Below are 24,207 nucleotides of genomic sequence, written 5' to 3'. Positions count from 1 at the left end.
CAGACCGCCGATCCGGGTGGGACTGGTCCCGGCTGCCAACAAGCTTGCTTGTGCCAAGCTCCACTGCGCGACCAGCTCAGAAATCCTCCCATTTGACCACGCCTTCGGTACCCGTGGCCGCGGGCGGGTGATCTGAAGGTTCATCAGCCGGGTTCTCCCAGGTTCCGGGCCCCTGGCCTCCGGGCGAACTGTCTGCTGGGCTGTGCTTTCCAGCAGTCTCCCGCGCGGTTTCCGAGCCTTTTGCGGCATCTGACTGCGTCTGGATCGTGAAATGCGAAACCAGTTCCGCCAGCTTTCCCGCGTCGGAGTTCAGCATATGCCCCGCAGCGGTGGCCTGCTCGACCATGGCCGCATTCTGCTGCGTGACCTGGTCCAGCTGAGTGACACCGGAATTTATCTCGTTCAATCCGGTCGACTGCCGCGCAGCGCCTTCGGCGATGCCGGAGACCAGCTGCGAAATATGGGTGACCTGCTCGACGATGCTCTGCAGCGCGCCGCCGGCCTTGCCGACCAGATCGACGCCGCGCTCCACCTGCTTGGAGCTGTCGCCGATCAGCGTCTTGATCTCCATCGCCGCATCGGAGGAGCGCTGTGCCAAAGCGCGCACTTCGCTGGCGACCACTGCAAAGCCCTTGCCGGCTTCGCCCGCCCGCGCCGCCTCGACGCCGGCATTGAGCGCCAGCAGGTTGGTCTGGAAGGCGATGTCGTCGATCACGCTGATGATCTGGCTGATATGGTTCGAGCTCTGCTCGATCTCGGTCATCGCCGAGACCGCGCTTTGCACCACTACGTCGCTGGACTGGGCCTCGGTACGGGCTTCTTCCATGGTGGCCTCGACGCTGCGGGCGCCTTCAGCAGCCTCGGTAACCGAAGCAGTCAGCTCATCCAGTGCTGCGGCGGTCTGTTCCAGAGTGGCCGCCTGGCTTTCGGTCCGGTGCGAGAGATCGTCCGAAGCCTGGCTGATCTCGGCCGCGCCATTGCGAATGCTTGCTGCGGCCTCCACCACTTGCTGCACGGTTTCGTTCAAGGTCTCCAGGGTCAGGTTGTAATCGTGCCGGAGCTGTTCATGGTCTTTGGGGAACGCCTCTGTGATCGGCTGGGAAAAGTCCCCGGCCGACAGCCGCACCAGGCCGGCGCTCAGGCTTTCAACGACGAACTGCTGCTGCCGTTGCAGCTCGTCCCTGCGCTCTTCTGCCAGCCGTGCCTGCTTCAGATCGGCCTGCATCGAGACCAGGGTTTTGCCGATTTTGCCGATTTCATCGCGCCTGGACGCGGCGTCGATATGGACGTTCAAGTCGCCGGAGGAGACAGCCTCCATATTGGCGCAGATGCGGTCAATCGGCCTGGTGACAGAACGGGCAAACAACCAGCCTAGGAAAGAGACCAGAGCTGCGCAGGACAAGGAGACCAGCAGCATGATCTGGCGCTGGCGGACCGCTGGAGCCAGGATTTCCTCGCGGTCCAGCTCTGCAACCACTGCCCAACTGATGCCGCGGAAGCTGACCGGTCCGGTGACCGCCGCCACGGTCCGGCCATCTGCCTTTTCTACAGCCGGGTGGAATATCTCTGCATGATCTCCGTGGCGGGCGGAGCCTGCGTCCTGTGCTGGTGCGGAGAATGCAGTCTCGATGTAGGGAAGATGAGGCAGTTCTTCGAGCACACCGTGCCCGTCTTCCAGCCGCGATGGCGTGCGCGCCTTATAGTCCTCGCCGATCAGGTAAACGTCGAGCGTGGAGAGATCGCCTTCGAAGTTAGTGGTGATCCTCGCGATCTCATCAATGGCAATTTGAAGGGCGAAAACCCCGGCGTACTGCCCCTTTTCGTCAATGATGCGTGTCGCGGCAAAAGCGGCGGGCGCATCAGCGCTGGGTCCGTAGGTTTCTATGTCTGAAAAATAGACACGTCCGGCCTCGCCGGCCGCCGCCAGCCGAAAGGCCTTGGCCAGTCCGGTCTCGCGGAACGGGCCGGAGACCATATTGGTGGCATAGTCCGCTTCTTTGGTGACAGAGAAAATCACGTCGCCGTCAGGGTTGATCAGGAAAACATCATAGAACCCCATCCGTTCCATGATCTTCTGGAAAGCCGGGTGGTTGCGGTCAAAGTGAATGTCATAGGGCGAGGCCGCGGAGGCGAACATCGACAGGTTCTGCACTTCGGACTGGCCCGCTCCGCTTCGGGTTTGCCATGTTACACCAAGGTCCTTCATGGCTTTGGCTGTCGAGGGTACCGAGGCAATGGTCAAAATCGCAGCATCAATGCCTTCGAGATAGGACTGCAATGCCAGCTCCCGGTCGCGCACGAGCGATTGCATAAAGACTTCAGCATCGTGCAGTACACCGCGCCGGAAGTAATTCGTGCTGACCGCAATCAGAATGACGGTCATGACAAGCGCAGTGCTGACAATCAGCAGCGGCAGCTTCTGGGCGAGCTTCAGAGATTTGAAAAGCGTCAACTTAACCTCCTGCGGAATGGCCTCCGGCGGGCCGCGCCAACGGGGTATCCGTGGGTGCACGTCCTGCCCGATACAACGTCAGATGGATTTTTGATCGGTTAACACGCCTGCGCTTTTTCGATAGATTTTTGATTGTTTCTTTGCCGCCGCGCCCAAAGTGCCGGCAGGTGCGTGCAGCCGCCGCCCGTACGGGTGCCTTCTTCTTAACCATTTAGGCACGGGCAAAAGGCCCCCGGCGGCATTGGCCTGGCAGGGCATCCGGCGGTCCAAGCTGCCGTTTCCGGGCCTGGGAGAGGGGGCGAATCGGTGCTGCGGTTGCCGGACCAACCGGCTTCTGCGCCGGGGCTTCCGCAAAATCTGCCTGATTTTAGGTGATTTTCCAGAAAATGCCCGCGACCGTTCCGGTTTCTCTGGCAATGCGAGGGCTTTTTTTGCCATGGTTAAGCATCAATAACCGGGGGGTTAGAGAATTGTTAACGCTGCCACATTCTGTCCATAGATTCGTCTCTGCCTGGCAATATTGGGCCTCATTCCAGCCGCACGCCTGAATAACGATGCTTTTGTGGGAAGCTGGAGTGGGTAATGAGACTTCTTATTGCTGCGATTGCGGCGTGCCTTGCATGGGGCATGCCGATAGGCGCGGCCGCGGATGATGCGCGGTCAGGCGTCAAATCAATAAAGGGGTGGGAGGCCGTCGGGCGGCTGAACATCTCTAACAAGAACATGTGTACCGGTGCGCTAGTGGCACCGGATTTGGTGCTGACGGCTGCGCATTGCCTGTTTGATCCCCGGACCGGGGCGCGGGTTGATCCGGCCACGATCTGGTTCGAAGCCGGGTTGTCGGGGCGGCAGGCAGTTGCCTTGCGGCAAGTGGTGAAGGCGGTGATGCACCCGCAGTACCGGTACCGCCCGGCCGGCACGCATCAGGTCGGCAGTGATCTTGCCGTACTGAAGTTGGACCGGCCGATCAGTCCAAGCCGGATTAAGCCCTTAACCATGTCGAACGGTGCCGAGCGCGGCGATGTCCTGGGCGTTCTGTCCTACACCCGGCGCCATGCCACCCGGCAGCGCTTGAAAGACTCTTGCAGCGTTCTAGCGCGGCAGAGCCGGACCGTGGTGATGTCCTGTCTGGTGGAATTCGGAGCTTCGGGCTCGCCGGTTCTGGAGATGCGCCCGGGCTTGCCGCCGCGGCTGGTGTCGGTGATCTCGGCCAAGGCTGCAATGGGCAACCGGCGGGTATCGATCGGAACGGCCCTGGACGCTTCGCTGCGTGATCTGTTGCGCCGGGCAGGCTAGCCTTGCAGCGTGCTGCCGGCCGGCGCTTCGCCTGCTGCTGACCGGCAGCGGGTCCCTTTGGGGACTACGGCTCGCGCAGCGCCTCGCGGGATTTGTACAAGGGCTTAAGCAGATATTGCAGAACGGTTTTTGCACCGGTTTGCAATTCTGCGGTTGCGCGCATGCCCGGGCGGATTTCAATTGACTGCTGGCGTTCGGTGAACCCGGATTTGTCCACCCGCACCGTCACCCGGTAATAGGGTTCGGCGCGCGGGTTTCGTTCGTCTTCAAAGGTGTCAGCGGAGACGAAATCCACCTTGCCGCGCAGGGAGCCATAGATGGTGTAATCATAGGCGGAGAGCTTGATCGTGGCGTCCTGGCCGGGCTGGACGCTGGCAATGTCCTCAGGCTTCACCTGCGCTTCAACAAACAGCTCCTCGCCCAGCGGGATGATCTCCAGGATCTCCTCGCCGGGCCGGATCACGCCGCCGATGGTGGTGACGGCCAGGCTGTTGACGATGCCGGCCATGGGGGAGGTAATGATGGTGCGGTTCAGCTGGTCCACCGCCAGCCGCTGCTCCTGGCGCAAAGTGGTCAGCTCGCGCAGGGTCTGGGAATATTCTTCGGCCTGTTCCAGTTCGGCCTGGGTGCCGATCTCGTTGTATTTGGCGCGGGCATCGGTGGCGGCCTTGCGGGCCTTGTTCACCTCGATCAGCGCCACGATCTTCTGCTTGTAGAGCCGTTCCATGTTGGCCAGCTCGCCGTTCAGCTGGTCGAGGATCTGGCGGGCGCTGTCGCGGCGGCTGGTAAAGTCGGTCTGCCGGGCAGTGAGCAGTCCGCGCTCGGAGGCCAGGATGCCGGGAGAGCGCTGCGCCAGCATCTCCGGCACGGCGAATTCAAAGGCGCCCTTCATCTGCGCTTCCAGCCGGTGGCGCTTGATCTCCAGCGCGTCGATCTGGTTCTGCAGCTCATCCGCGGCGGTGCGGAACTTGGTATCCTGCAGCTTGGCCAGCACCTGGCCCGCGCTCACTACATCGCCCTGGCGCACGTGCAGCTCGGCCAGAATGCCACCCTCAAGGTTCTGCACGATCTGGGCGCGGGAGGAGGAAACCACCTGTCCCTCGCCGCGCACAATTTCGTCGATGGATGCAAAGGCCGCCCAGATCAGGAAGGTCAGCACCGCCGCCAGCGCCAGGTAGATGATGCGGCTGGCGCTGCGCGGTGTTTCGGCGGTGCCGTAGGGGTCATGCAAGGCCATGGTCATTTGCCGTCTCCTGCTGCCAGATGCGCCAGAACCTGGTCACGCGGCCCGTCAACCACCATCCGGCCCGACTGCAGGATCAGGGTGCGGTTGGTCAGCGACAGGATCGGCATCCGGTGGGTGGCGATCACAGCGGTGCGGCCCTCAAGCCAGCTTTCCAGGCGGCTGACCAGGGTGCGTTCCAGGGTCTGGTCCAAGGCGGCGGTGGGCTCGTCCAGCAGCACGACCGAGGGGTTCTGCAGCCACAGCCGCGCCCAGCCGATCGACTGGCGCTGGCCGATCGACAGCCCGTGGCCGCCATCGCTGATCTCCAGGTCCAGCCCCTTGTGGTGGCTGCGCACATGGGCGCCGAGGCCAGCGAATTCCAGCGCCTCCATCAGCCGTTCGTCGTCGCGCTCCAGCTGGTTTAGGTTCAGGTTGTCGCGCAAGGAGCCGGCAAACAGCCGTACGTCCTGGCTGAGGTAGCCGATGCCCGCGCGCAGATCGCGCGGATCGATCTGGGCCATATCGGTACCGTCCAGCATGATGCGGCCGCGGTCCGGCGCGTAGAGGCCCGACAGAAGTTTCAGCAAAGTGGACTTGCCAGAGCCGTTGACGCCCAGCACGGCAACCTTCTGGCCTGGAGTGATGGCCACGCCCTGCACATCCACGGTCGGGGCGGCGTCATCGTCATAGCGGAACATGATCTCGCGCAGCTCAAACCGGCCTTCCAGCTTCTGGCGGCGCAGGTAGGTGCGTTCCTGTTCCTTCTCCTGCGGCGCCTGCGCGATGGCGTCCAGCCCCTCGAGTGCCGCCTTGACGTTGCTCCAGCGTGCCAGGGTCGCGGCAAACTGGGTCAGCGGTGCGAGCGTCCGGCTGGTCAGAATGCCGGTGGCGATGATGGTGCCGACCGTGAACTCGCCGGCAAACACCAGCAGCGTGCCCAGCACAACGGCAGTGATATAGGTCGCCTGCTGCACGCCCTGCGACCAGTAGGTGAGGGCGCTGGACAGTTTGCGCTGCTCGGTCGCGGAGTGTGAGGACAGCGTGTTCAGCTCGTCCCACAGCCGCAGTACCCGTTCCTCGCCGCGCTGGGTTTTCACAGTGTCGAGCTCGGTTACCACCTCATGCAGCAGACGGCCGGCCTTGGCATTCGCGCCCTGCGTCTGCCGGGTCAGAGCGATCATCTTCTTCTGCATGAAGTATGCAGGCAGCAGCATCAGGATGCCGCCGGCCACAATCACCCAGACCACTGGCCCAGCAATCGAGGCGACCAGCAGCAGGAAGACGGCGATAAAGGGAATATCCGCGAGCGTGGAAATAGTTGAGGAGGTAAAGAACTCCCGCACCGAGCTGAAATCCCGCATGGCAGCAAACAGGCCCGAGGGCGGCAAAGGTTTCTTGTCCGAACGCATGCCGATCAGGCGGCGCATCAGATTGTGCTGAACCGAGAGTTCGATCTGGCGTCCGGAAGCATCAGTGAGGCGCGCACGGGCCAGCTTCAGCATCGCCTCCAGCGCAATTGCCAGGAAGGCGCCGACGGCCAGCACCCACAGCGTCGCATGAGATTGGTGCGGCACCACCCGGTCGTAGACCTGCAGGGAGAACAGCGCCACCGAGACTGCAAGGATATTGGCCACCAGCGAGCCCAGCATGATCTCGCCAACTTGGCGGCGGTACTTGGGAAACTCGCTCCAGAACCAGTGGCCCGGATCGATCTGCGGTGTGTGCTTGGCCGCCATCTGCTTGAGCGACGGGCGGGCCGACAGCACGGTGCCGGTGAAGTAGGGGGCGAACTCGCCAACGGGAACCTCGGTGCGGTTATCTGCACAGGAGGTGTCGTAAATGGTCAGCACGTCCTCGGTCTGGCTCAGAACCAGCACGCATTGGCCGCCGGACATGACCGCCAAAGCCGGCCACAGGGCCGGGTTCAGTGTTTGCTTTTCGAGGATCTTCGGCTGCAGCCCGGCGGTATGCACCGCTTTGGCCAGGGAATGCAGCGACAGGTCACCCGGGGTTTCGCTCCACAGGAAGGCGGCAATGTCGCTGACCGGCACTTCGCTGCCCTTCAGGGCGGCCAAGGTGGCAATCAGGCTGGCGCGGTGCTGGATCCGCGCGGCAGCGCCCTCCAGCAGCGAGCCGACTTCGGGCTGCGGCTCCTGCTGTTTCGGCTTTGCCGCGGCCTCGGGTTCCGGCCGCGGAGCAGGGGAGGGGGTGTTGGCCGCTGGTTTCACCTCTGGCAGGGCGCCGGGGGTGCTGGAAACGGGCACAGCCCGCAGCACCGGTTTCTTGCCGGAGGCGGGCTTTGAGCGGGGCGGGGGTTGGGTCGTGTCGGTCAAATCTTGTCCCCATCGGCCAGAAGCCCCAGGTCGCGCGCCAGCTGCAGCTGGATCAGCACCACCTCGTATTTCGCGTCGATATAGGCCTGCTCGCGGCGCACCAGCTCCTCGTAGACCTGGATCACTTCCATCACCGGCCGCTGCCCGGCCTCAAACTGTTTCTGGAACAATCGGTAAGTCTCGCGGCTGCGGTTCACCAGGGCTGCGGTTTCACCCTCCTGGCGCCGGTAGGAGGCGATCTGCTGCACCTGACGGCTGTAGGTGCGCCGCGCGGCTTCCTCAGCCTCGCCGACCTGGCGGGTGGCAGCCTCCTTGGAGGCCTCCAGCGCTTGAATGGCGGCAGGCGTGCCGAGCCCCAGCGGCTGGCCGGTATTCAGCGTCAAGCCGGAACCGGAACCGTCTGTGGTCAGGTTGTGGGCCGCCGAAAGCTGCGGCAGCAGCCCGGCACGGCCGGACTTGGCCTGCGCGATAGTGCGGTTGGCTTCGGCACCGGCCTTGAGCACGGACAGAAACTGCACCTGTTCCGGCGGGGTGCCGATGTCCAGATGCGAGGGTTTCTGCGGAAAGGCCCGGCCGGTCATTGCCTGCAGCTCGGCGCGGGCGGTAGCGGCCGCATCCTGGGCGGTTGCGGTGGATGTGCGGATGCCGCTGATCTTGCTGTCCACCACATTGAGGTCGGCGCGGTCGGACACCCCGCCATCGACACGGCCCTGCACGATGCGGCGGAATTCCTGCATCCGGTGAAGCGCACGGTTTCCATAGGCAGCCTGTTCGTCGCCGCGGAGCGCTGCTGCATAAAGGCCAACCGCAGATTCCACCCGGGTGTTCATGTCCTGCGAGAGGTTGACAGCCGCAACCTCGACATCCGCGGCAGCGAATTCCCGCTCCGCCTTGCGGCGGCCGTTATCAAACAGAACCTGCTCGATCAGCAGCCCGGCAACCACATCGCCCAGATCGGTCAGGCTGACCGAAGGCCCCAAAGTCGGAAGCCAGTTCTTGGACGCTGCCTCGGCGCGCAGCTTGGCGCCAATCAGCTCGGCTTCAGCGGCGCGGGCCGATGCGGCAATGGCGGCCTCGGCCACTTCGCCATAGGCACTGCCGGGGGCGAGCAGCGAACGGCGCTCCATCAGGTCCTGGATGACCTCTGACGTGTTTTCGCCGGTTTGGGTGAAATTGCTGCGCGGGGCATCATCGGCACCGCCGGGCAGCGGTGCCTGGGCGCAGGCCGACAGGCTGCACATCACTGCGATGGCGCAAAGAAAGCGTCCCGGTTGCATCCTGCCCTTTGCCCTTTTGTTCAAGGCTTTTCAAAGTCTTGGGCCCGCCAGTCAGAAGCCGCCGGGCCGGTAGATCAGATCACGGTGTTGATTTCATCATCAACGATCACCGTGGTGCCGTCGTCGCCGAGAGTGTAGACGTTGTAAGTTTCGCCATCGATGGTCTCGGTGCCGACCTTGGTCGCGCCGGTGATGGTGAGCGTGTCGTCCGACTCGCCGTGCACCGTCAGGGTGTCGGAGTTGCCCGACAGCGCGTTGATATCCGCCTCGGTCAGGGTCAGGTCGACGGCGTCTGCATGCACCAGGTTCAGCTCGTCGATGTTGAACTGCGACAGGCCTGCATGGTCCAGCACATCGGCGCCTGCGCCATCTTCGAGAACCACCATGGTGCCGGAGCTGTTGCCGGCATCATCCACGCGGTTAACCACCAGGTGCGATCCGTCCGGCACATCGTTGTCAAAGTCGAACAGGGTCCGGCCGCCGGTCAGGGCGGTTTCCGTGCCGGTGATGTCCGAGACGCCGCCTGCGGCCGTCAGCTCATGCGCCGTATCGCCGGCCTCGAAGTCTTCGCTGAAGAAGCCGCTGACGCCGGTGCCGGTGCTGATGACGTCACCGATGTCCGGGGCGTCATACTCGGTGTCGACGCTGAAGTCCTGGGTAATGGTCCGGGTGTTGCCAGCCGCATCGGTTGCCTGAATTTCCGCGGTCGTGTCATAAGTGCCTTCGCGCAGGTCGCCCGGTTCAAAGGCCGCGCTCCAGCTGCCATCGTCTGCCACAGCTGCCGTGCGGGTGACGCCGCCGACGGTGACGCGTACTTCCGAGCCCGGCTCCACAGTGCCAGTCAAGGTCAGGCCGGCGCCGCGCTCGGCCAGGTTCACCACGCCGTCGCCGGCCGCGGCATCCGCGGACAGCGGCGAGACTTCGGTGTCAATCGCCAGCGTGTCATTGATTTCCGCGGTATTGCCGGCCGCATCGGTGGCAGTCACCACCACATCGGCATCATAGCTGCCCTCGGGAATGTCCGCGGCTGCAAAATCCACGCTCCAGTTTCCGGAAGCGTCCACCGTAGCGGTTTCAGTTGCACTGCCCAGCTGCACCACAACGGTTGAGCCCGGCTCCACCGTGCCGGTCAGGGTCACCCCGTCGCTGCGTTCGGTCAGGTTGACGACATCGTCGCCTTCGACGCCGGAATCGAGGGTCAGCGGGTCGACCAGCGTGTCGACATGCAGATCGGCAGTGGCGGTTGCCGTGTTCCCGGCTGTGTCGGTCGGGGTGACGCTGACCGTGGTGTCATATTCGCCGGCGGGCAGCGCGCCCGCCTCGAAAACCGCGGCCCAGGTGCCGTCATCGCCGACCGTCGCTTCGCGGGTGACGCCTTCGACTGTCACGCTGACCGCAGCGCCCGGCTCGCCGGTGCCGGTCAGGGTCAGCCCTGCATTGGCCTCCGAATTGTTGACAATGTCGTCGCCGCCCGCCTGGTTCGCGTCAATGGCAACCTCGGTTGCAGTGTCCACCCGCAAGGTGCCGTCCACGGTCTCGGTATTGCCGTTGGCGTCGGTTGCGGTGACGCTGACCGGGGCGTCGTATTCGCCTGCCGCGATTTCCGAAGCGGCAAAGTCCACGCTCCAGGTGCCGTCTTCGCCTGCGGTGACGGAACGGGTGATGCCCTGGAAAGTGACTTCGACCGTGGCGCCGGCGTCAGCAGTGCCCGTCAGTGTCACACCGGCCGCAGCTTCCGCCGCGTTGATCATGTCGTCGCCGCCTGCCTGGCCGCTGTCCAGCCCAGCGTTCACCGTGGTGTCGATCCGGACAGTGCTTGTTTCGACAGTGGTGTTGCCGTGGGCATCAGCGCTGGTGATTTTCACCTCGCTGTCATAATCGCCGTCGGTGATCTTGGCCGCGCCGTAGTTCACCGACCAGGTGCCGTCCTCGCCAACCGTTGTGGTGCGGGTCGCGCCCTGGAACTCCACCAGGATCGAGGCGCCGGCTTCGCCGGTGCCGGACAGGACCACCCCGTCCGACGCCTCTGCGGCGTTGATGATGTCGTCGCCTTCGACCGTGTCCAGCGCCACCGGCGGGGCCACGGTGTCCACAGCCAGCGTATCGGTTGTGGTCGAGCTGTTGCCGAAGTCATCGGTCGTGGTGATGGTGATTTCGGTCTCGTATTCGCCTTCGCGGATCTCTTCCGGTGCAAAGGTGACCGACCAGGTGCCGTCTTCTGCCACGGTTGTGGTCTGGGTGGCGCCGTCGATTTCAAGAGACACCGTTGCGCCGGGCTCGCCAGTGCCGGTGATCACCGGGCCTGCGGCCTGCTCCTCGCCATTGACGGTATCGCCGGTCGAGACCGCGCCGCTGGTGATCTCGGCTTCCGGCGGGGTGGTGTCGATTACCACATCGGGGCCGTCCAGCTCGAATTCTTCGTCATCGGGGTCGACGACACGCACCACGGAAGAGTAATCGCCGTCTTCCGGCAGGCTGTCGACCGGGAAGGTGACCGACCATTTGCCGTCATCATCCACTGTGGTCGTTTCGGTGGAGGTGCCGATGGTGACCGTGACCTCGGAGCCGGGGGCGCCGGTGCCGGTGATCTCAACAGGCGTCGTGGTGGAGCCGGAGATCGGAAAGGTCGCATCGGGGTTGTCCACCGTCGGCTCGACATTGCCGTTGCCGCCATCCCCGCCGTTGCCGCCGCCGCCGCCGGCAACTACTGCAGCGCCAACAACGCCGGCTGCAGCGCCGGCCGCGCCCAGGCCTCCGAACAGCGGCGCCGCCAGCGGCGCAACCACCGGCTCAATCCGGTCAACGTCCAGAAACACCAGCTCGTCGTAGGCGCTCCATTTTCCAGCAAGTTCAAGCGGTTCGTAGGTGGCAAACAGCATGCCGCCCGCCTTGTCCTCCAGAACCACTTCAATGAACTCGCCTTCCTCGCTGAGGAACAGGTTTTTACCGCCGGTTGCGTTGAAGGAATAGTAGTTTTCCAGCACCAGTTCCTGGCCGTTAGCCAAGGTGATGTGCAGATCGCTGCCGCGGCGGGCATAGCTTTCGACATCTGCCGGGCTGAGATTGAGGGAGAGGTCCTTTACAGGGCCGGCATCAATGCTCGCCGGGGTGCCCTCGGAGAAATTTCCATGCTGCGTTGTGCCCGCCATATCGCGGGTAATATATGCGACCGTGCTCATTGTTTACCGCTCATCTGTGTTAGCGGCGCGGCCTGAAATTGGCCTGCGCAGCGTGGTTCCGTTTGCCTGTACTTTTGCCCAGCGGCCGTCTTTTGCGGCCATTTTGAGGCCATACTGTGACGATTTTTTCTGTGCTGTCCAGAGCATGCAGGCCGGACTTGAAGCGAATTTTGCAGCAACCGTGTCCTGACTGCCGCAGATTTTTTAAGCTTTTTCACGCCGCTGTGATGATTCAATCTGCAGCCGGCAAGGGGCGGGTGGTGCCTTATTTTTGCCAGGAACTCTGCGGCAAGGCTGAAAAGGCGCGTGCTTCGGCGGGCTTTGGGAGTTGTGCGGGCGAGGCGCGGCAGCGCCCTTCAATCTGTGGTGGCGGGTTGCGTGGAAGCCCTTGAAATGCCGCGCTGCAGAAGCTGCGTGCTGCAGTGCTGATCGCCGCGATGTGATGAGAATTTCCCATAAAAGTTTCTGGCAATTAATTAAAAGTACACCACTTTCAGATAGTAAGAAGTTCGTAATTGGTGTAAGCTCGAGAGTAAGTAACACGACGCCGATAGCCCTGGTATCCGGGCGCAGGCCGCCGCCAAGAGCGGCCAGCCGGACGTATGACGCCAGCAGCGGCGCCGAGCAGAAATCAGAACTCAACACTGACGCGGACACCTATGCCCACGTGCTGGGCCCTGTGTCTGTGCGCGAACTTAAAACGCCAGGAGGAACGGCGCCAAGTAAACCCAGGAGGCTTGATCCAAGATGAAAGACATTGCCGAACTTTTTGCAGAGCAGTACGGCGAGACGCGCGAGCAGGAGATGCCGCTGCAGGACTATTTGAACGCCTGCCGTGACGATCCCAGCCTGTACGCAAACGTCGCCGAGAGGATGCTGAAGGCCATTGGCGAAGAAGAGCTGGTGGACACGTCCAAGGACGCGCGGCTCGGGCCGATCTTTCAGAACCGCACGATCAAGCGCTACAGCGCTTTCCACGACTTCTACGGCATGGAAGACACTATCGAGCGCATCGTCGGCTATTTCCGCCACGCCGCGCAAGGGTTGGAGGAGCGCAAGCAGATCCTCTACCTTCTGGGTCCGGTCGGCGGCGGCAAATCCTCGCTGGCGGAACGTCTGAAGCGCCTGGTCGAGGATCAGCCGATCTATGTGCTGAAGGCTGGCGACCAGATCTCGCCGATCTTCGAAAGCCCGCTGGGTCTGTTTGATCCGGTCCGCATGGGCAAGGTGCTGGAAGAGGAATACGGCATTGCCCAGCACCGGCTGCCGGGGCTGATGTCGCCCTGGGCGGTGCAGCGGCTGGATGAATTTGACGGCGATATCAACAAGTTCTCGGTTGTGCGCCTGTATCCGTCGCGGCTGCGCCGGATCTGTGTTTCCAAGGTGGAGCCGGGCGATGAGAACAACCAGGATATCTCGACCCTGGTCGGCAAGGTCGACATCCGCCAGCTGGAGCATTTCAGCCAGGACAACCCGGATGCCTACAGCTTCTCCGGCGGCCTGAACCGCTCGACCCAGGGGATCCTGGAATTTGTCGAGATGTTCAAGGCGCCGATCAAAATGCTGCACCCGCTGCTGACGGCGACCCAGGAAGGCAACTATATGGGCACCGAAAGCTTCGGTGCGATCCCATTCAACGGCCTGATCCTGGCGCACTCGAACGAGAGCGAATGGCAGAGCTTCAAGAACAACAAGAACAACGAGGCCTTCATCGACAGGGTGTCGATCGTCAAGGTGCCCTACTGCTTGCGCGTCTCGGACGAGTCGATGATCTACGACAAACTGATCGAGAACAGCGAGCTGCGCAACGCGCCCTGCGCGCCGGAGACGCTGAAGATCCTCAGCCGCTTCTCGGTGCTGACCCGCCTGAAGCCGCATGAGAATTCGAACCTCTACTCGAAGATGCGGGTCTATGACGGCGAGAGCCTGAAGGACACCGACCCCAAGGCCAAGACGGTGCAGGAATATCAGGACCGTGCCGGCGTGGACGAGGGGATGAACGGCATTTCCACCCGCTTTGCCTTCAAGGTGCTGTCGACCACCTTCAACTTCGACACGGACGAGGTCGCGGCGGACCCGGTGCATCTGATGTATGTGCTGGAGCAGATGATCAAACGCGAGCAGTTCCCCCAGGAGACGGAGCAGAAGTATCTTGAGTTCATCAAGACCGAACTGGCACCGCGCTACGAGGAGTTCATCGGCAACGAGATCCAGAAGGCGTACCTCGAAAGCTATACCGAGTACGGCCAGAACGTCTTTGACCGTTATATCTCCTATGCTGACGCCTGGATCGAGGAGCAGGACTACAAGGATCCGGACACCGGCCAGCTTTACAACCGCGAGGTGCTGGATGCCGAGCTCTCCAAGATCGAGAAGCCGGTGGGCATCGCCAATCCCAAGGACTTCCGCAACGAGGTTGTGAAGTTTGCCCTGCGCCACCGTGCGAACACCGGCAAGAACCCGGCCTGGAACTCCTATGAGAAGCTGCGCGATGTGATCGAGAAGCACATGTTCAGCCAGGTCGAGGAACTGCTGCCGGTGATCTCCTTCGGGTCCAAGAAGGACAGCAAGACCGAAGGCAAGCACCAGGAGTTCGTCGAGCGGATGCGCGGCCACGGCTATACCGACCGCCAGGTGCGGCGTCTGGTCGAATGGTACATGCGCGTCAACAAGGCGGGCTAAAGAGGAGCGCTGTGCAACATGCATCATTTCATCGACAGGCGCGCCAATCCGAAGGGCAAAAGCCTCGGGAACCGGCAACGGTTCCTGCGGCGGGCCCGGGAGAATATTAAGGAGCGCGTCGATCAGTCGGTCCGGGGGAAGTCGATCCAAAGCGGCAGCGGCGTCCCGGACGAAGGCGAAAAGGTCACCATACCTTCAAAAGGTCTGAAAGAGCCGCGGTTCTTTCACTCCTCAAAAGGCGGCACCCGCCGCCATGTGCTGCCCGGCAACAAGGATTTTGTTGTCGGCGACACCATCAAACGGCCGCAGGGCGGCGCAGGCGAGGGCGGCCGCAAGGCCTCCGAAGACGGGGATGGCGAGGACGAGTTTTCCTTCACCCTGACCCAGGAGGAATACCTGGAAATCCTGTTCGAAGGGCTGGAACTGCCGGACCTGGTCGAAAAGGCAACGGTGGAAACCGAGACCATTGGCACCCGCCGCGCGGGCCTCACCACGGCGGGCACGCCCAACAACCTCAACCTGGTGCGCACCATGCGCAATTCTCTGGGCCGCCGCATTGCGCTGCAGCGCCCCACGACAAAAACCCAGAAGGAGCTTGAAGAGCAAATCGCCGAGCTGGAGGCGCTGGACGAGCGCACCGCGCCGCAGGAGGCTTTCCTGGATGAGCTGAAGAAACGGCTGGAAGGCATCATCCGCAAGCGCAAGGTGGTTGGTTACATCGATCCGCTGGATCTGCGCTACGACACCTTTGTGCCCGAGAAGATCCGCAACTCCCGCGCCGTTGTGTTCTGCCTGATGGATGTGTCCGGTTCCATGCAGGAGCGCGAGAAGGATCTGGCGAAACGCTTCTTCCTGCTGCTGCACCTGTTCCTGGAGCGCTGCTACGAGCACACAGAATTGGTGTTCGTGCGCCATACTCACCACGCCCAGGAAGTCGATGAGGAAACCTTCTTCTATGCCCGCGAAACCGGCGGCACCATCGTGTCGACCGCGCTGGAAAAGATGAAGGAAATCATCGAAGAGCGCTATCCGCCGGATGAGTGGAACATCTACGGCGCCCAGGCCTCGGATGGCGAAAACTTCGGCAATGACTCGGTCAGGTGCAAAAACCTGCTTCTGAATGATCTGCTGCCGGTGAGCCAGTTCTACGCTTATGTGGAGATCGTGGACGAAGCGGCCGAGATGCTGCTGAACAACCCGGAAGCAGGCGAAGACCTGTGGCAAAACTACCGCGAGGTGAAAGAGCAGGCGCAGCATTTCGAAATGCAGCGGGTTTCGCAGCCCGGCCATATCTATCCGATCTTCCGGGAGTTCTTCCTTCCCAAGGTGAAAGGGGCGCAGAATGCAGGCAGCTGAAAAGGCGCGCGAGCCGCTGTTCGACGGGCCGGAATGGACCTTTGAACTTATGGAGAAAGCGCGCGACGCGATCGAGGAGATCGCGCTGGGCGACCTCGGGCTGGACGTTTATCCCAACCAGATCGAAATCATTTCGGCCGAGCAGATGCTGGATGCCTATTCCTGCGTCGGCCTGCCGCTGATGTATCAGCACTGGTCCTTCGGCAAGCATTTCGCCCGGGACGAGGCGCTCTATCGAACTGGCCGCCAGGGGCTGGCCTATGAAATCGTCATCAATTCCAACCCCTGCATCAGTTACAACATGGAAGAAAACACCATGGCGATGCAGACACTGGTGATGGCGCATGCGGCCTTTGGCCATAACCATTTCTTCAAGAACAACTATCTGTTCCAGCAATGGACAGACGCGGCCGGCATTCACGACTATCTGGCCTTTGCCAAGAACTACATCGCTGCCTGCGAAGAGCGCTATGGCCTCAGCGCCGTCGAGGAGGTGCTGGACGCCGCCCATGCGATGCAGTCCCAGGGTGTGTTCCGCTATGGCCGCCCGCCCAAGCCAACTACTGAAGAGCTGGTGGCGATGCAGAAGGTGCGTGAAGGCTACGAAAGCGGCCAGAGCGTGCTGGACATCTGGACTGACTCGACACTGGGCCGTGACAAACTGGAAGAGGTAGAGGACGCCTCTTACAGCGCGCGCCGCAAGATGATGAACCTTCCGCAGGAAAACATCCTCTATTTCCTGGAGAAACACAGCCCGGTTCTGGACGCCTGGCAATGCGAGCTTCTTCGCATCGTGCGGATGCTGGCTCAGTATCTGTACCCGCAGAAACAGACCAAAGTGATGAACGAGGGCTGCGCGACCTTCGTGCACTATTACATCATCAACAAGCTCTATGAGCAGGGTCAGATCACCCAAGGGGCCTATATGGAAATGCTGCACAGCCACACAAATGTGGTGATGCAGCCGGAGTATGACGACCCGCGGTTCTCAGGGCTGAACCCTTATGCGCTGGGCTTTGCGATGATGCAGGACATCCGCCGCATCTGCCAGGACCCGACGGATGAGGATCGCGAATGGTTCCCGGACTTTGCCGGTGACCCTGACTGGCGCAAGGTGCTGCGCGAGGCCTGGGCAAATTACCGCGATGAAAGCTTTATCCAGCAGTTCCTGTCGCCGAACCTGATCCGCAAGTTCAAGCTGTTCACCCTGACAAATGACGCGGATCTGCCCAATCTGGTGGTGAGCCAGATCCACAACCGGGCGGGCTACAAGGCGATCCGCCGCGATTTGGCCAAACAGTATGATCTGGCCTATCTGGAGCCGGATATTCAGGTGACCGATGCCGACCTGCGTGGCGATCGCGAACTGAAGCTGACGCACACTGTGCGGGACGGCATCCATCTGGACGAAGAGGATCAGGAAGAGGTGCTGAAACACCTGCGCTGCCTCTGGGGCTATGGCGTCAGCCTGGACGCGGTGGAGACCGCCAGCGAAAGCTGATCATGAGGGCAGTTAACGATTCTGCGAACTGGCAGCCGGCAACTAAAAACGCAGGCCCTAAGGCCTGCGTTTCTTCGTTTCGAACCGTTGGCGGCTTTAGAATTCCACCACGGCGCGGATCGATTTGCCTTCGTGCATCAGATCAAAGCCCTCGTTGATCTGATCCAGCGTCAGCTTGTGGGTGATCATCGGGTCGATCTCGATCTTGCCGTCCATGTACCAGTCGACGATCTTCGGCACGTCGGTGCGCCCCGAGGCGCCGCCGAAGGCGGTGCCGCGCCAGGACCGGCCGGTGACCAGCTGGAACGGACGGGTCGAGATCTCGGCCCCGGCAGGCGCCACGCCGATGATGATCGATTCACCCCAGCCCTTGTGCGCGCATTCCAGCGCCGTGCGCATCACGTTCACATTGCCGGTGGCATCAAAGGTATAGTCCGCGCCGCCGCCGGTCAGCTCCACCAGATGCGCCACCAGATCGCCCTCGACCTCGGCCGGGTTGACGAAATCGGTCATGCCGAAGTGCTTGGCCATCTCCACCTTGCCCGGGTTCAGGTCAACGCCGACAATCTGGTCGGCACCGGCCAGCCGCAGGCCCTGGATCACGTTCAGCCCGATGCCGCCGAGGCCGAAGACCACCGCGCGCGAGCCGATTTCCACCTTGGCGGTGTTGATCACCGCGCCGATGCCGGTGGTGACGCCGCAGCCGATGTAGCAGACCTTGTCAAACGGCGCGTCCTCACGGATTTTCGCCAGCGCGATTTCCGGCACCACGGTGTGGTTGGCGAAGGTCGAGCAGCCCATGTAGTGGTGGATCGGGGTGCCGTCCTCCATCGAGAACCGGGTGGTGCCGTCGGGCAGCAGGCCCTGGCCTTGGGTCGAGCGGATCGCCTGGCAGAGGTTGGTTTTCGGGTTCAGGCAGTAGTCGCACTCGCGGCATTCCGGGGTGTAGAGCGGGATCACGTGGTCGCCCGGTTTCAGCGAGGTCACGCCTTCGCCGACCTCGATCACGACGCCGGCGCCCTCATGGCCCAGGATCGCCGGAAAGATGCCTTCGGGGTCGTCGCCCGAGCGGGTGAATTCGTCCGTATGGCACAGGCCGGTCGCCTTGATTTCCACCAGAACCTCACCCGCTTTCGGGCCTTCCAGGTTCACGTCCATAATCTCCAGCGGCTTGCCGGGAGCCACGGCAACGGCGGCACGGGTCTTGATCATCGCGCGTTTCCTTTTCTTGTCGTCTTTCAGGCGTTGCGGTTACAGATCGCGGTCGGCGCCTAGCATCCGGCCCATGTAGCCCAGGAAGTCCCAGATAGTGCCCTCCAGATCATCCGGCGCCAGTGGCCCGTTCTGGAAATAGCGCGTGTTCTGAGCTACTTGCAGGGTTTCCAGCTTCTCCCGGTCCTCCGCGTTGAAGGACTTGCAGAGATCCACATAGGCGGTGACCTCCGGATCCTGCGGATCGGTCTTGAAGCCCGCAACCCCCCAGCGGATCGCCACCTTGTCCGCACCGGCAGGGCGCAGACACAGATACAGCGTGTAATTCGCCGCCACCGCCACCACAAAGCTGGGGAAGATGTTGAACAGCACGGTGTTGCGCTGCTCATCTTCGGTCATGTCCTCGTGGAAGGGCCCGCGCGGCGGAAATTCCGGGTCGTAATAAGACCGGTAGGCGGTCCAGCGCGGCTCGCCCGGCACCTTGCGGCACAGCTGTGTCGGCGTCATCGGCTGCAGCGTCTTGGGGTGGGTGGCAAAGAGGTGATAGCCCTCCATGAAGTTCTCGGTCAGGTTTTTCCAGTTGGTGTTCCAGACCCCTTCATCGGTGAACAGCAGGTTGCGCTGCTCGTTGTGATAGTTGTGCAGGATGCCGTCCAGCACCTCTAGCTGCGTCGCCAGAGGCTCGGCGGTGCCGTCCAAATTGACAAAGATGAAATTGCTCCAGATTTCGGTTTTGAATTGCGGCAGGCGGCAGCCCTTCATTTCGAAATTCTTGGCGTTCTTCATCAGCGGCGCCGTCTTTAGCGCCCCGTCGGTGGCATAGGTCCAGGCGTGGTACTGGCAGACAAAGCTGCGGCGTTTGCCCGAGGCTTCGGTCTCGACCAGGTTGCCGCGGTGACGGCACACGTTGGACAGCACATGCACCTCGCCGTCATGGCCGCGGGTCACCAGCAGCTGCTCGCCCGCCACCTCGGTGGTAAAGAAATCGCCCGGTTCCTGCACTTCGCCTGTGTGGCCGACGCAGACCCATTCACGCCTGAAAATATGCTCCTTCTCCAGTTCGTGAAAATCGCCTGAAGTGTAAAATCCGGGCGGCATCGTGCGCGCCTGGCTCCGGTCCAGTTTCTTCAGCTCGGTCAATTCCTGGCGCAGCGCGTCTGCGGTGATCGCTTGGGTGACGGGCATCTGATTCCTTCAGCCTCCTAATCTGTGATCACAGATTGATTACATGCTTCCGGTTCAGCCGCCAAGAGAAAAAGTCAGCTGGCAGGAAATCAGCGCCGAAGATGGCCATGAACAAACCCAGGCCTGCAGGTTGCCAGTTGCACGGCCTGTAAATCCCAGAATTGAGCTTATTTACCATAACTCTCATTACATGCGACCTGCGCGGGGGGGGGCGGAGCGCATTACCCCGAACTGCTCAAAAGCTGCCTTACATCGGGCGATTAACGAAACATGGCGCTGGAACCCTGCCTGCCGAATGGCGATGGCAGGCATAGCGCGACCGCACGAAAGTTGTTCCGCAGGCATTCCAGCCGGGCAATACTTTCCAGGCTGACACCAGCGCGAACCGGGCTGCCGCGCCGGGAAGGCCAATAATACCAGGCCATAACAAGGCGCGCACGCCAGGAAACTGCAGTCCTCAGGCGTTTTGTCTGCGCAACGCTGCCGCAAGCTGGCGGCAGCCCCGATGTCCTGGAGCACTTCTGCACGGCAGACTTCTCAGCGTGTACAGAGCAGTTTTCCCACTCGGGAGTTTTATTATTCCGAAGCGCGCCATTCAGCCGGAATGCTGCCTTCATAGCAGGCGATCCGCATTGCGCCGGGTTCGAACCCTGCAATTACGTAACCATCGAAAAAGCATCCGGTGCCGACCGAAATCTCCACCCCATCGTGCGTGCATTTCATCTTGAAGTCGTCACCCGCACGCGCCTCGACTGCTAGGCGCTGCCCGGGGCGCATCTTCCTGCTATTGCGTTCCGAAAGAAACTCCGCGCTTGCTGCGCCCTCCGGGCACGTGTTGCTTGCACCATTCAGATTGCCGGGCGGCAATTGCACACCGCTGGCAGCGGCAGGCCGAGCAACCGCCATCAGCAGGCAGACAACGGCGGCAAAAGCGGCAATGCGGAGATATCCTTGGCACATTTGATTTCACTTCCCAATCGTTTCCAGTTTGTCAGGCCAGTACCATTGTAGCCGCGGCAGTTTTCCGGAATGCGTCCAGACACCGGAAACTTGTATCAATTGTACCAGCCCGCACTCACCGCAGGTCTCAGAAAGTTCTCGTCGCCAGGGCCACATCCGCTTCCAGCCCGGCCTTCAGCGCCGGCGCATTCGTTAGAAAACAAGCGGGTTAAACCCTGCCCGCGGACCCGGATGCTGCTTGCTCAGCACCGGCAAGGATAAGGCAGTGCCCCGTGTTTTAACAACTGCCCAACCCGGTGGAACAGCGGCAGCGGTGCCGGAATTCCCTCCGCTCCACGGCCGCCCGGCAGCAGTTCGCACGGGCCGATTCTGTCCGGCCAATAATAATTGACAGATTTTGTAAATCATCTTAACCGCCGCGCTCGAAGGAGTTTCGGATGTTTTTTGATCTGGCCAGACTGCGCGCCCGCGGAGCCCGCCCCTGCCTGAGCTGGGGCGCCGGGGAAATGCTGACCTATGCCGGCCTGGCCGACGCCGCCGGGCAATTCGGCAAGCTTCTGCCCCAGGACCGGCAGCTGATCGCAGTTGAGGCCGCGGCCGATCCCGAAGCCATCATCGCCTATCTCGGCGCCTTGGCTGCAGGCCACGCGGTGATGCCTCTACCGGCCGGCGACGCCGCCACAGCAGCCAAACTTGAGGAGCGCTTCCGCCCCGCTGCCAGCTTCCGCTGCCTGGACGGTTGCTGGCAGCTGCTGGCCCATTCCCACGCGGCGGCAGCCATTCACCCGGACCTCACCCTGCTGCTGCAAACCTCGGGCAGCACTGGCCACGGCCGCGGCGTGCGCCTATCGGCCCAGGCCCTGGACAGCAACGCCCTGGCCATCGCGGACTACCTTGAGATCCAGCCCAAGGACCGGGCCGCACTGATCCTGCCGCTGCATTACTCCTACGGGCTTTCGGTTCTGCACTCCCACCTTGCTGCCGGCGCCAGCCTCTGGCTGGCCCCCGGTTCGGTGCTGGATGCCGGGTTTGCGGATGCGCTGGAGGCCTCCGGCGCCACCAGCCTAGCGGGCGTGCCGCATCACTTCCGCTTGCTGGAAAGCGCCGGCCTCACCGATGCGCTGCCCGGGCGGATCAAGACCCTCACCGTGGCCGGCGGCGCCATGGAGCCCGCCCAGGTCAGCGCCTGGTCTGCCCGGATGCAAACCCGCGGAGGGCGCTTCTATATGATGTATGGCCAGACCGAGGCGACCGCCCGGATCAGCTACCTGCCGCCTGAATTGGCGCAGGACAATCCCGGCGCCGCAGGCCGCGCCATTCCCGGCGGCCGCCTGCTGCTGCGCAATGCCGCTGGCCAGGAAGTAACCACCGCCCAAGGCGAAGGCGAGCTGATTTACCGGGGCCCCAACGTAATGATGGGCTATGCCGAGAGCCATGCCGATCTGACCCGGGGCGCGGAACTGGAAGAGCTTGCCACCGGCGACCTGGCCCGGCGCGATGCAAACGGCCTTTACCACATCACCGGCCGGCTCTCCCGCATGTCCAAAATCGCAGGCCTGCGCATCGGCCATGACGCCATCGAGCGCGCGCTTGCCGCACAGGGGCTCGAGGCCGCGGTCTGGGGCGATGACAGCCGTATCTCAATCGCCGTCTGCGGACCGGACACTGGCGTCGCGGATCTGGCTGCCCGGCTGACCGGTGTCGGCCAGCAGCATTTTACCGTGCTGCGCCGGAAATCCCTGCCGCGCCGCGCCAATGGCAAGATCGACTATCCGGCACTGAAAGCGCAATCAGCCAGGCGCAAGCCTGCCAAGGACGTGCTGGCCATCTACCAGGCCGCCTTTGCGCCCCAATCCGTGGGCCGCAACGACAGTTTTGCCTCTCTGGGCGGCGACTCGCTGCGCCATGTCGAGCTGTCCCTGGCGCTGGACGAAGCCTTGGGCGGCGCCCCGGCCGGCTGGGAAGAGATGCCTATCAAGGATCTAGAGCAATCCGCCCCCGCTCCGGCCGCCAGCCTGCCCTTCGATCTTGCAGCCCGTGTGCTGGCAATACTCGCCGTGGTGGTCGCGCATCAGACCTTCTGGCCGGTCTTTGGCGGCGCCGCGGCCATGGTGATCCTGATGGGAATGAGCGTCGCGGGTTTCCGCTGGGAAGCACTGCAATCCGGCGATATGCGCAGCTTTTTCAAACCCGTGGCAGCGGTGCTGATCCCCTATTACCTGATCCTTGCCGCCTATGCCGCGGCCTGGGAGCAGGTGCCCTGGGTCTCGGTTTTCCTGGCCGGCAACTTTGCCCTGACCATCCCCGAAACCCATCTGATGCTGCCGTATTTGTACTGGTTCATCGAAGCCTACCTGCAGATGACGCTGCTGGCCGCCCTGCCCTTTGCGCTGCCGCCGGTACGGCGGTGGCTGGCGGACCAGGGCGCTTTCCGCGCAGGGTTCTGCTTCCTGGGGTCTGCCGTCGCGCTGCGCCTCGGCGTTCCCGAGGTTTGGAACATGGGCAGCCGCGCGCAGTTCACAGTGCCTTGGGTGTTCTACCTGTTTGCGCTTGGCTGGTGCATCACCGCCGCAAGCACGCTGGCGCAACGGCTGCTGGTACTTGCCGCGGCCTGTGTGATCATGCCGATGGCGGCCTATCTCGGCGGCAACTGGTACGGCGGCTGGATCAAATACATGTGGCTGCTTGCCCTTATAGCCGGGCTGCTGTTCATCCCGCGCCTGCCGGTGCCCCGCATCGCTGTGCGGCCGCTGATGCGGCTGGCCCAGGCGGCCTTCCACATCTACCTGCTGCACCGGTTTGTGCCAGAGCTGCTGATGCCTATGGCCGGGATGGAAGGCCGCAGCGGGCTGAATGATGCGCTGGCGGTCTTCGGCGGCATCGCCCTGGGGCTGGCCGCCGCCGCCCTGCAGCGCCAGCTGGTGCAGGCCTGGGCAAGCACCCGCAGCCGCCGCCGGATCTCCCTGGCGCAGGCCTGATCCAAAGGGAGAAAGCGCCCTCCCCTGACGCGGTCGGGCGCTGCCCGGCCCATGGCCGGGCCCGGCGCTCTGTTACGCCCTAGCGCAGCGCCGCTACCGCAGCCGCTATCCGCGTCAGCGCTTCGCGCAGCTCCGCCTCAGAGGTGGCATAGGAAATCCGGAAGTAGGGCGATATGCCAAAAGCCCGGCCCGGCACCACTGCCACATGGTGGTGCTCCAGCAGGTAGGCACAGAAATCCGCATCCGTTTCCAGCACCCCGCCCTGGGGTGTGCGCCTGCCCAAAACGCCTGCGCAATTGGCGAATGTGTAGAACGCCCCCTCCGGCACCGGGCAGGTGATGCCCTCCATGCCATTGAGCGCCTCCACCACCAGATCGCGCCGCGCCTGGAAACTGGCCCGCCGCTCCGCCAGCACCTCCTGTGGGCCGTTCAAAGCCGCCGCCGCTGCCGCCTGCGACACCGATGACGGATGCGAGGTCGACTGCGACTGCACCACTTTCATCGCGTCAATCAGATCCTTCGGCCCGCCGGCATAGCCCAGCCGCCAGCCGGTCATTGCATAGGCCTTGGA

General features: G+C 62.7%; 14 protein-coding genes. 5 read left to right on the top strand and 9 right to left on the bottom strand.

Annotation, left to right across the window (positions count from 1 at the left end; genetic code table 11):
- Positions 1–76: 76 nt before the first annotated feature.
- Positions 77–2,452 carry a methyl-accepting chemotaxis protein gene (locus RA19_RS14565; RefSeq protein ID WP_082020542.1) on the bottom strand — a complete coding sequence of 792 codons (2,376 nt, stop codon included), beginning with the start codon at positions 2,450–2,452 and terminating at the stop codon, positions 77–79.
- A gap of 582 nt (positions 2,453–3,034) precedes the next feature.
- Between RA19_RS14565 and RA19_RS14555 the strand changes: the two genes are divergently transcribed.
- Positions 3,035–3,748, top strand: a complete 714-nt coding sequence (locus RA19_RS14555; RefSeq protein ID WP_082020541.1) for a trypsin-like serine peptidase — start codon at positions 3,035–3,037, stop codon at positions 3,746–3,748.
- Between the two features lie 64 nt (positions 3,749–3,812).
- Here RA19_RS14555 and RA19_RS14550 read toward each other — a convergent pair whose 3' ends face one another.
- The 4 genes from RA19_RS14550 to RA19_RS14535 all read right to left on the bottom strand — a co-directional run bounded on the left by RA19_RS14550 (position 3,813) and on the right by RA19_RS14535 (position 11,762).
- Positions 3,813–4,991 (bottom strand): HlyD family type I secretion periplasmic adaptor subunit, encoded by a 1,179-nt coding sequence (locus RA19_RS14550; protein WP_039163835.1) that lies wholly within the window; start codon positions 4,989–4,991, stop codon positions 3,813–3,815.
- The gene (locus tag RA19_RS14545; RefSeq protein ID WP_039163832.1) at positions 4,988–7,306 is read right to left on the bottom strand and encodes an ATP-binding cassette domain-containing protein; all 2,319 of its coding nucleotides are present in this window, start codon (positions 7,304–7,306) and stop codon (positions 4,988–4,990) included. Before RA19_RS14545 ends, RA19_RS14550 begins: the two co-directional genes overlap by 4 nt.
- Positions 7,303–8,583: a TolC family protein gene (locus RA19_RS14540; RefSeq protein ID WP_039163831.1), complete on the bottom strand. Its 1,281-nt coding sequence runs from the start codon at positions 8,581–8,583 to the stop codon at positions 7,303–7,305. The genes RA19_RS14545 and RA19_RS14540 overlap by 4 nt, the downstream gene beginning before the upstream one ends.
- A gap of 74 nt (positions 8,584–8,657) precedes the next feature.
- Complete coding sequence (locus tag RA19_RS14535) at positions 8,658–11,762, bottom strand: Ig-like domain-containing protein (protein WP_039163829.1); 3,105 nt, start codon at positions 11,760–11,762, stop codon at positions 8,658–8,660.
- A gap of 747 nt (positions 11,763–12,509) precedes the next feature.
- Here RA19_RS14535 and RA19_RS14530 point away from each other — a divergent pair.
- From RA19_RS14530 to RA19_RS14520, 3 genes are read left to right on the top strand one after another with little or no spacing between them, the layout of a single operon-like run.
- Positions 12,510–14,444 (top strand): PrkA family serine protein kinase, encoded by a 1,935-nt coding sequence (locus RA19_RS14530; RefSeq protein WP_039132064.1) that lies wholly within the window; start codon positions 12,510–12,512, stop codon positions 14,442–14,444.
- An 18-nt stretch (positions 14,445–14,462) separates the two neighbouring features.
- Positions 14,463–15,800, top strand: coding sequence for a YeaH/YhbH family protein (locus tag RA19_RS14525; RefSeq protein ID WP_039163828.1), 1,338 nt, complete (start codon positions 14,463–14,465; stop codon positions 15,798–15,800).
- Complete coding sequence (locus RA19_RS14520) at positions 15,787–17,301, top strand: SpoVR family protein (protein ID WP_039163826.1); 1,515 nt, start codon at positions 15,787–15,789, stop codon at positions 17,299–17,301. The genes RA19_RS14525 and RA19_RS14520 overlap by 14 nt, the downstream gene beginning before the upstream one ends.
- Positions 17,302–17,397: 96 nt before the next feature.
- Here RA19_RS14520 and RA19_RS14515 read toward each other — a convergent pair whose 3' ends face one another.
- From RA19_RS14515 to RA19_RS14505, 3 genes are all read right to left on the bottom strand, one after another.
- Positions 17,398–18,510: an S-(hydroxymethyl)glutathione dehydrogenase/class III alcohol dehydrogenase gene (locus RA19_RS14515; protein WP_039163879.1), complete on the bottom strand. Its 1,113-nt coding sequence runs from the start codon at positions 18,508–18,510 to the stop codon at positions 17,398–17,400.
- 42 nt (positions 18,511–18,552) lie between these two features.
- Positions 18,553–19,698, bottom strand: a complete 1,146-nt coding sequence (locus RA19_RS14510; protein WP_052261797.1) for an aromatic ring-hydroxylating oxygenase subunit alpha — start codon at positions 19,696–19,698, stop codon at positions 18,553–18,555.
- A gap of 576 nt (positions 19,699–20,274) precedes the next feature.
- On the bottom strand, positions 20,275–20,604 hold the full coding sequence (locus tag RA19_RS14505; protein WP_152615779.1) for a hypothetical protein: 330 nt from the start codon (positions 20,602–20,604) through the stop codon (positions 20,275–20,277).
- A 491-nt stretch (positions 20,605–21,095) separates the two neighbouring features.
- On the opposite strand from RA19_RS14505, the gene RA19_RS14500 reads away from it, so the two are divergent.
- Positions 21,096–23,636 carry an AMP-binding protein gene (locus RA19_RS14500; protein ID WP_039163822.1) on the top strand — a complete coding sequence of 847 codons (2,541 nt, stop codon included), beginning with the start codon at positions 21,096–21,098 and terminating at the stop codon, positions 23,634–23,636.
- Positions 23,637–23,715: 79 nt separating this feature from the next.
- On the opposite strand, the gene RA19_RS14495 is transcribed toward RA19_RS14500, so the two are convergent.
- Positions 23,716–24,207: aminotransferase class I/II-fold pyridoxal phosphate-dependent enzyme (locus tag RA19_RS14495; RefSeq protein WP_039163819.1), on the bottom strand; the 492-nt coding region annotated here is incomplete at its 5' end.

Origin of the sequence: Leisingera sp. ANG-M1, assembly GCF_000813745.1 — a bacterium.
Taxonomy (GTDB): domain Bacteria; phylum Pseudomonadota; class Alphaproteobacteria; order Rhodobacterales; family Rhodobacteraceae; genus Leisingera.
Note: the sequence above shows the minus strand (reverse complement) of the source record. Positions and strands in the feature narration are given on the sequence as shown.

Coding starts and splice junctions, on each gene's coding strand:
- RA19_RS14555 (WP_082020541.1), top strand. CDS start 3,035: ATGAGACTTCTTATTGCTGCGATTGCGGCGTGCCTTGCATGGGGCATG.
- RA19_RS14550 (WP_039163835.1), bottom strand. CDS start 4,991: ATGACCATGGCCTTGCATGACCCCTACGGCACCGCCGAAACACCGCGC.
- RA19_RS14540 (WP_039163831.1), bottom strand. CDS start 8,583: ATGCAACCGGGACGCTTTCTTTGCGCCATCGCAGTGATGTGCAGCCTG.
- RA19_RS14535 (WP_039163829.1), bottom strand. CDS start 11,762: ATGAGCACGGTCGCATATATTACCCGCGATATGGCGGGCACAACGCAG.
- RA19_RS14530 (WP_039132064.1), top strand. CDS start 12,510: ATGAAAGACATTGCCGAACTTTTTGCAGAGCAGTACGGCGAGACGCGC.
- RA19_RS14525 (WP_039163828.1), top strand. CDS start 14,463: ATGCATCATTTCATCGACAGGCGCGCCAATCCGAAGGGCAAAAGCCTC.
- RA19_RS14520 (WP_039163826.1), top strand. CDS start 15,787: ATGCAGGCAGCTGAAAAGGCGCGCGAGCCGCTGTTCGACGGGCCGGAA.
- RA19_RS14510 (WP_052261797.1), bottom strand. CDS start 19,698: ATGCCCGTCACCCAAGCGATCACCGCAGACGCGCTGCGCCAGGAATTG.
- RA19_RS14505 (WP_152615779.1), bottom strand. CDS start 20,604: ATGGCGGTTGCTCGGCCTGCCGCTGCCAGCGGTGTGCAATTGCCGCCC.
- RA19_RS14500 (WP_039163822.1), top strand. CDS start 21,096: ATGTTTTTTGATCTGGCCAGACTGCGCGCCCGCGGAGCCCGCCCCTGC.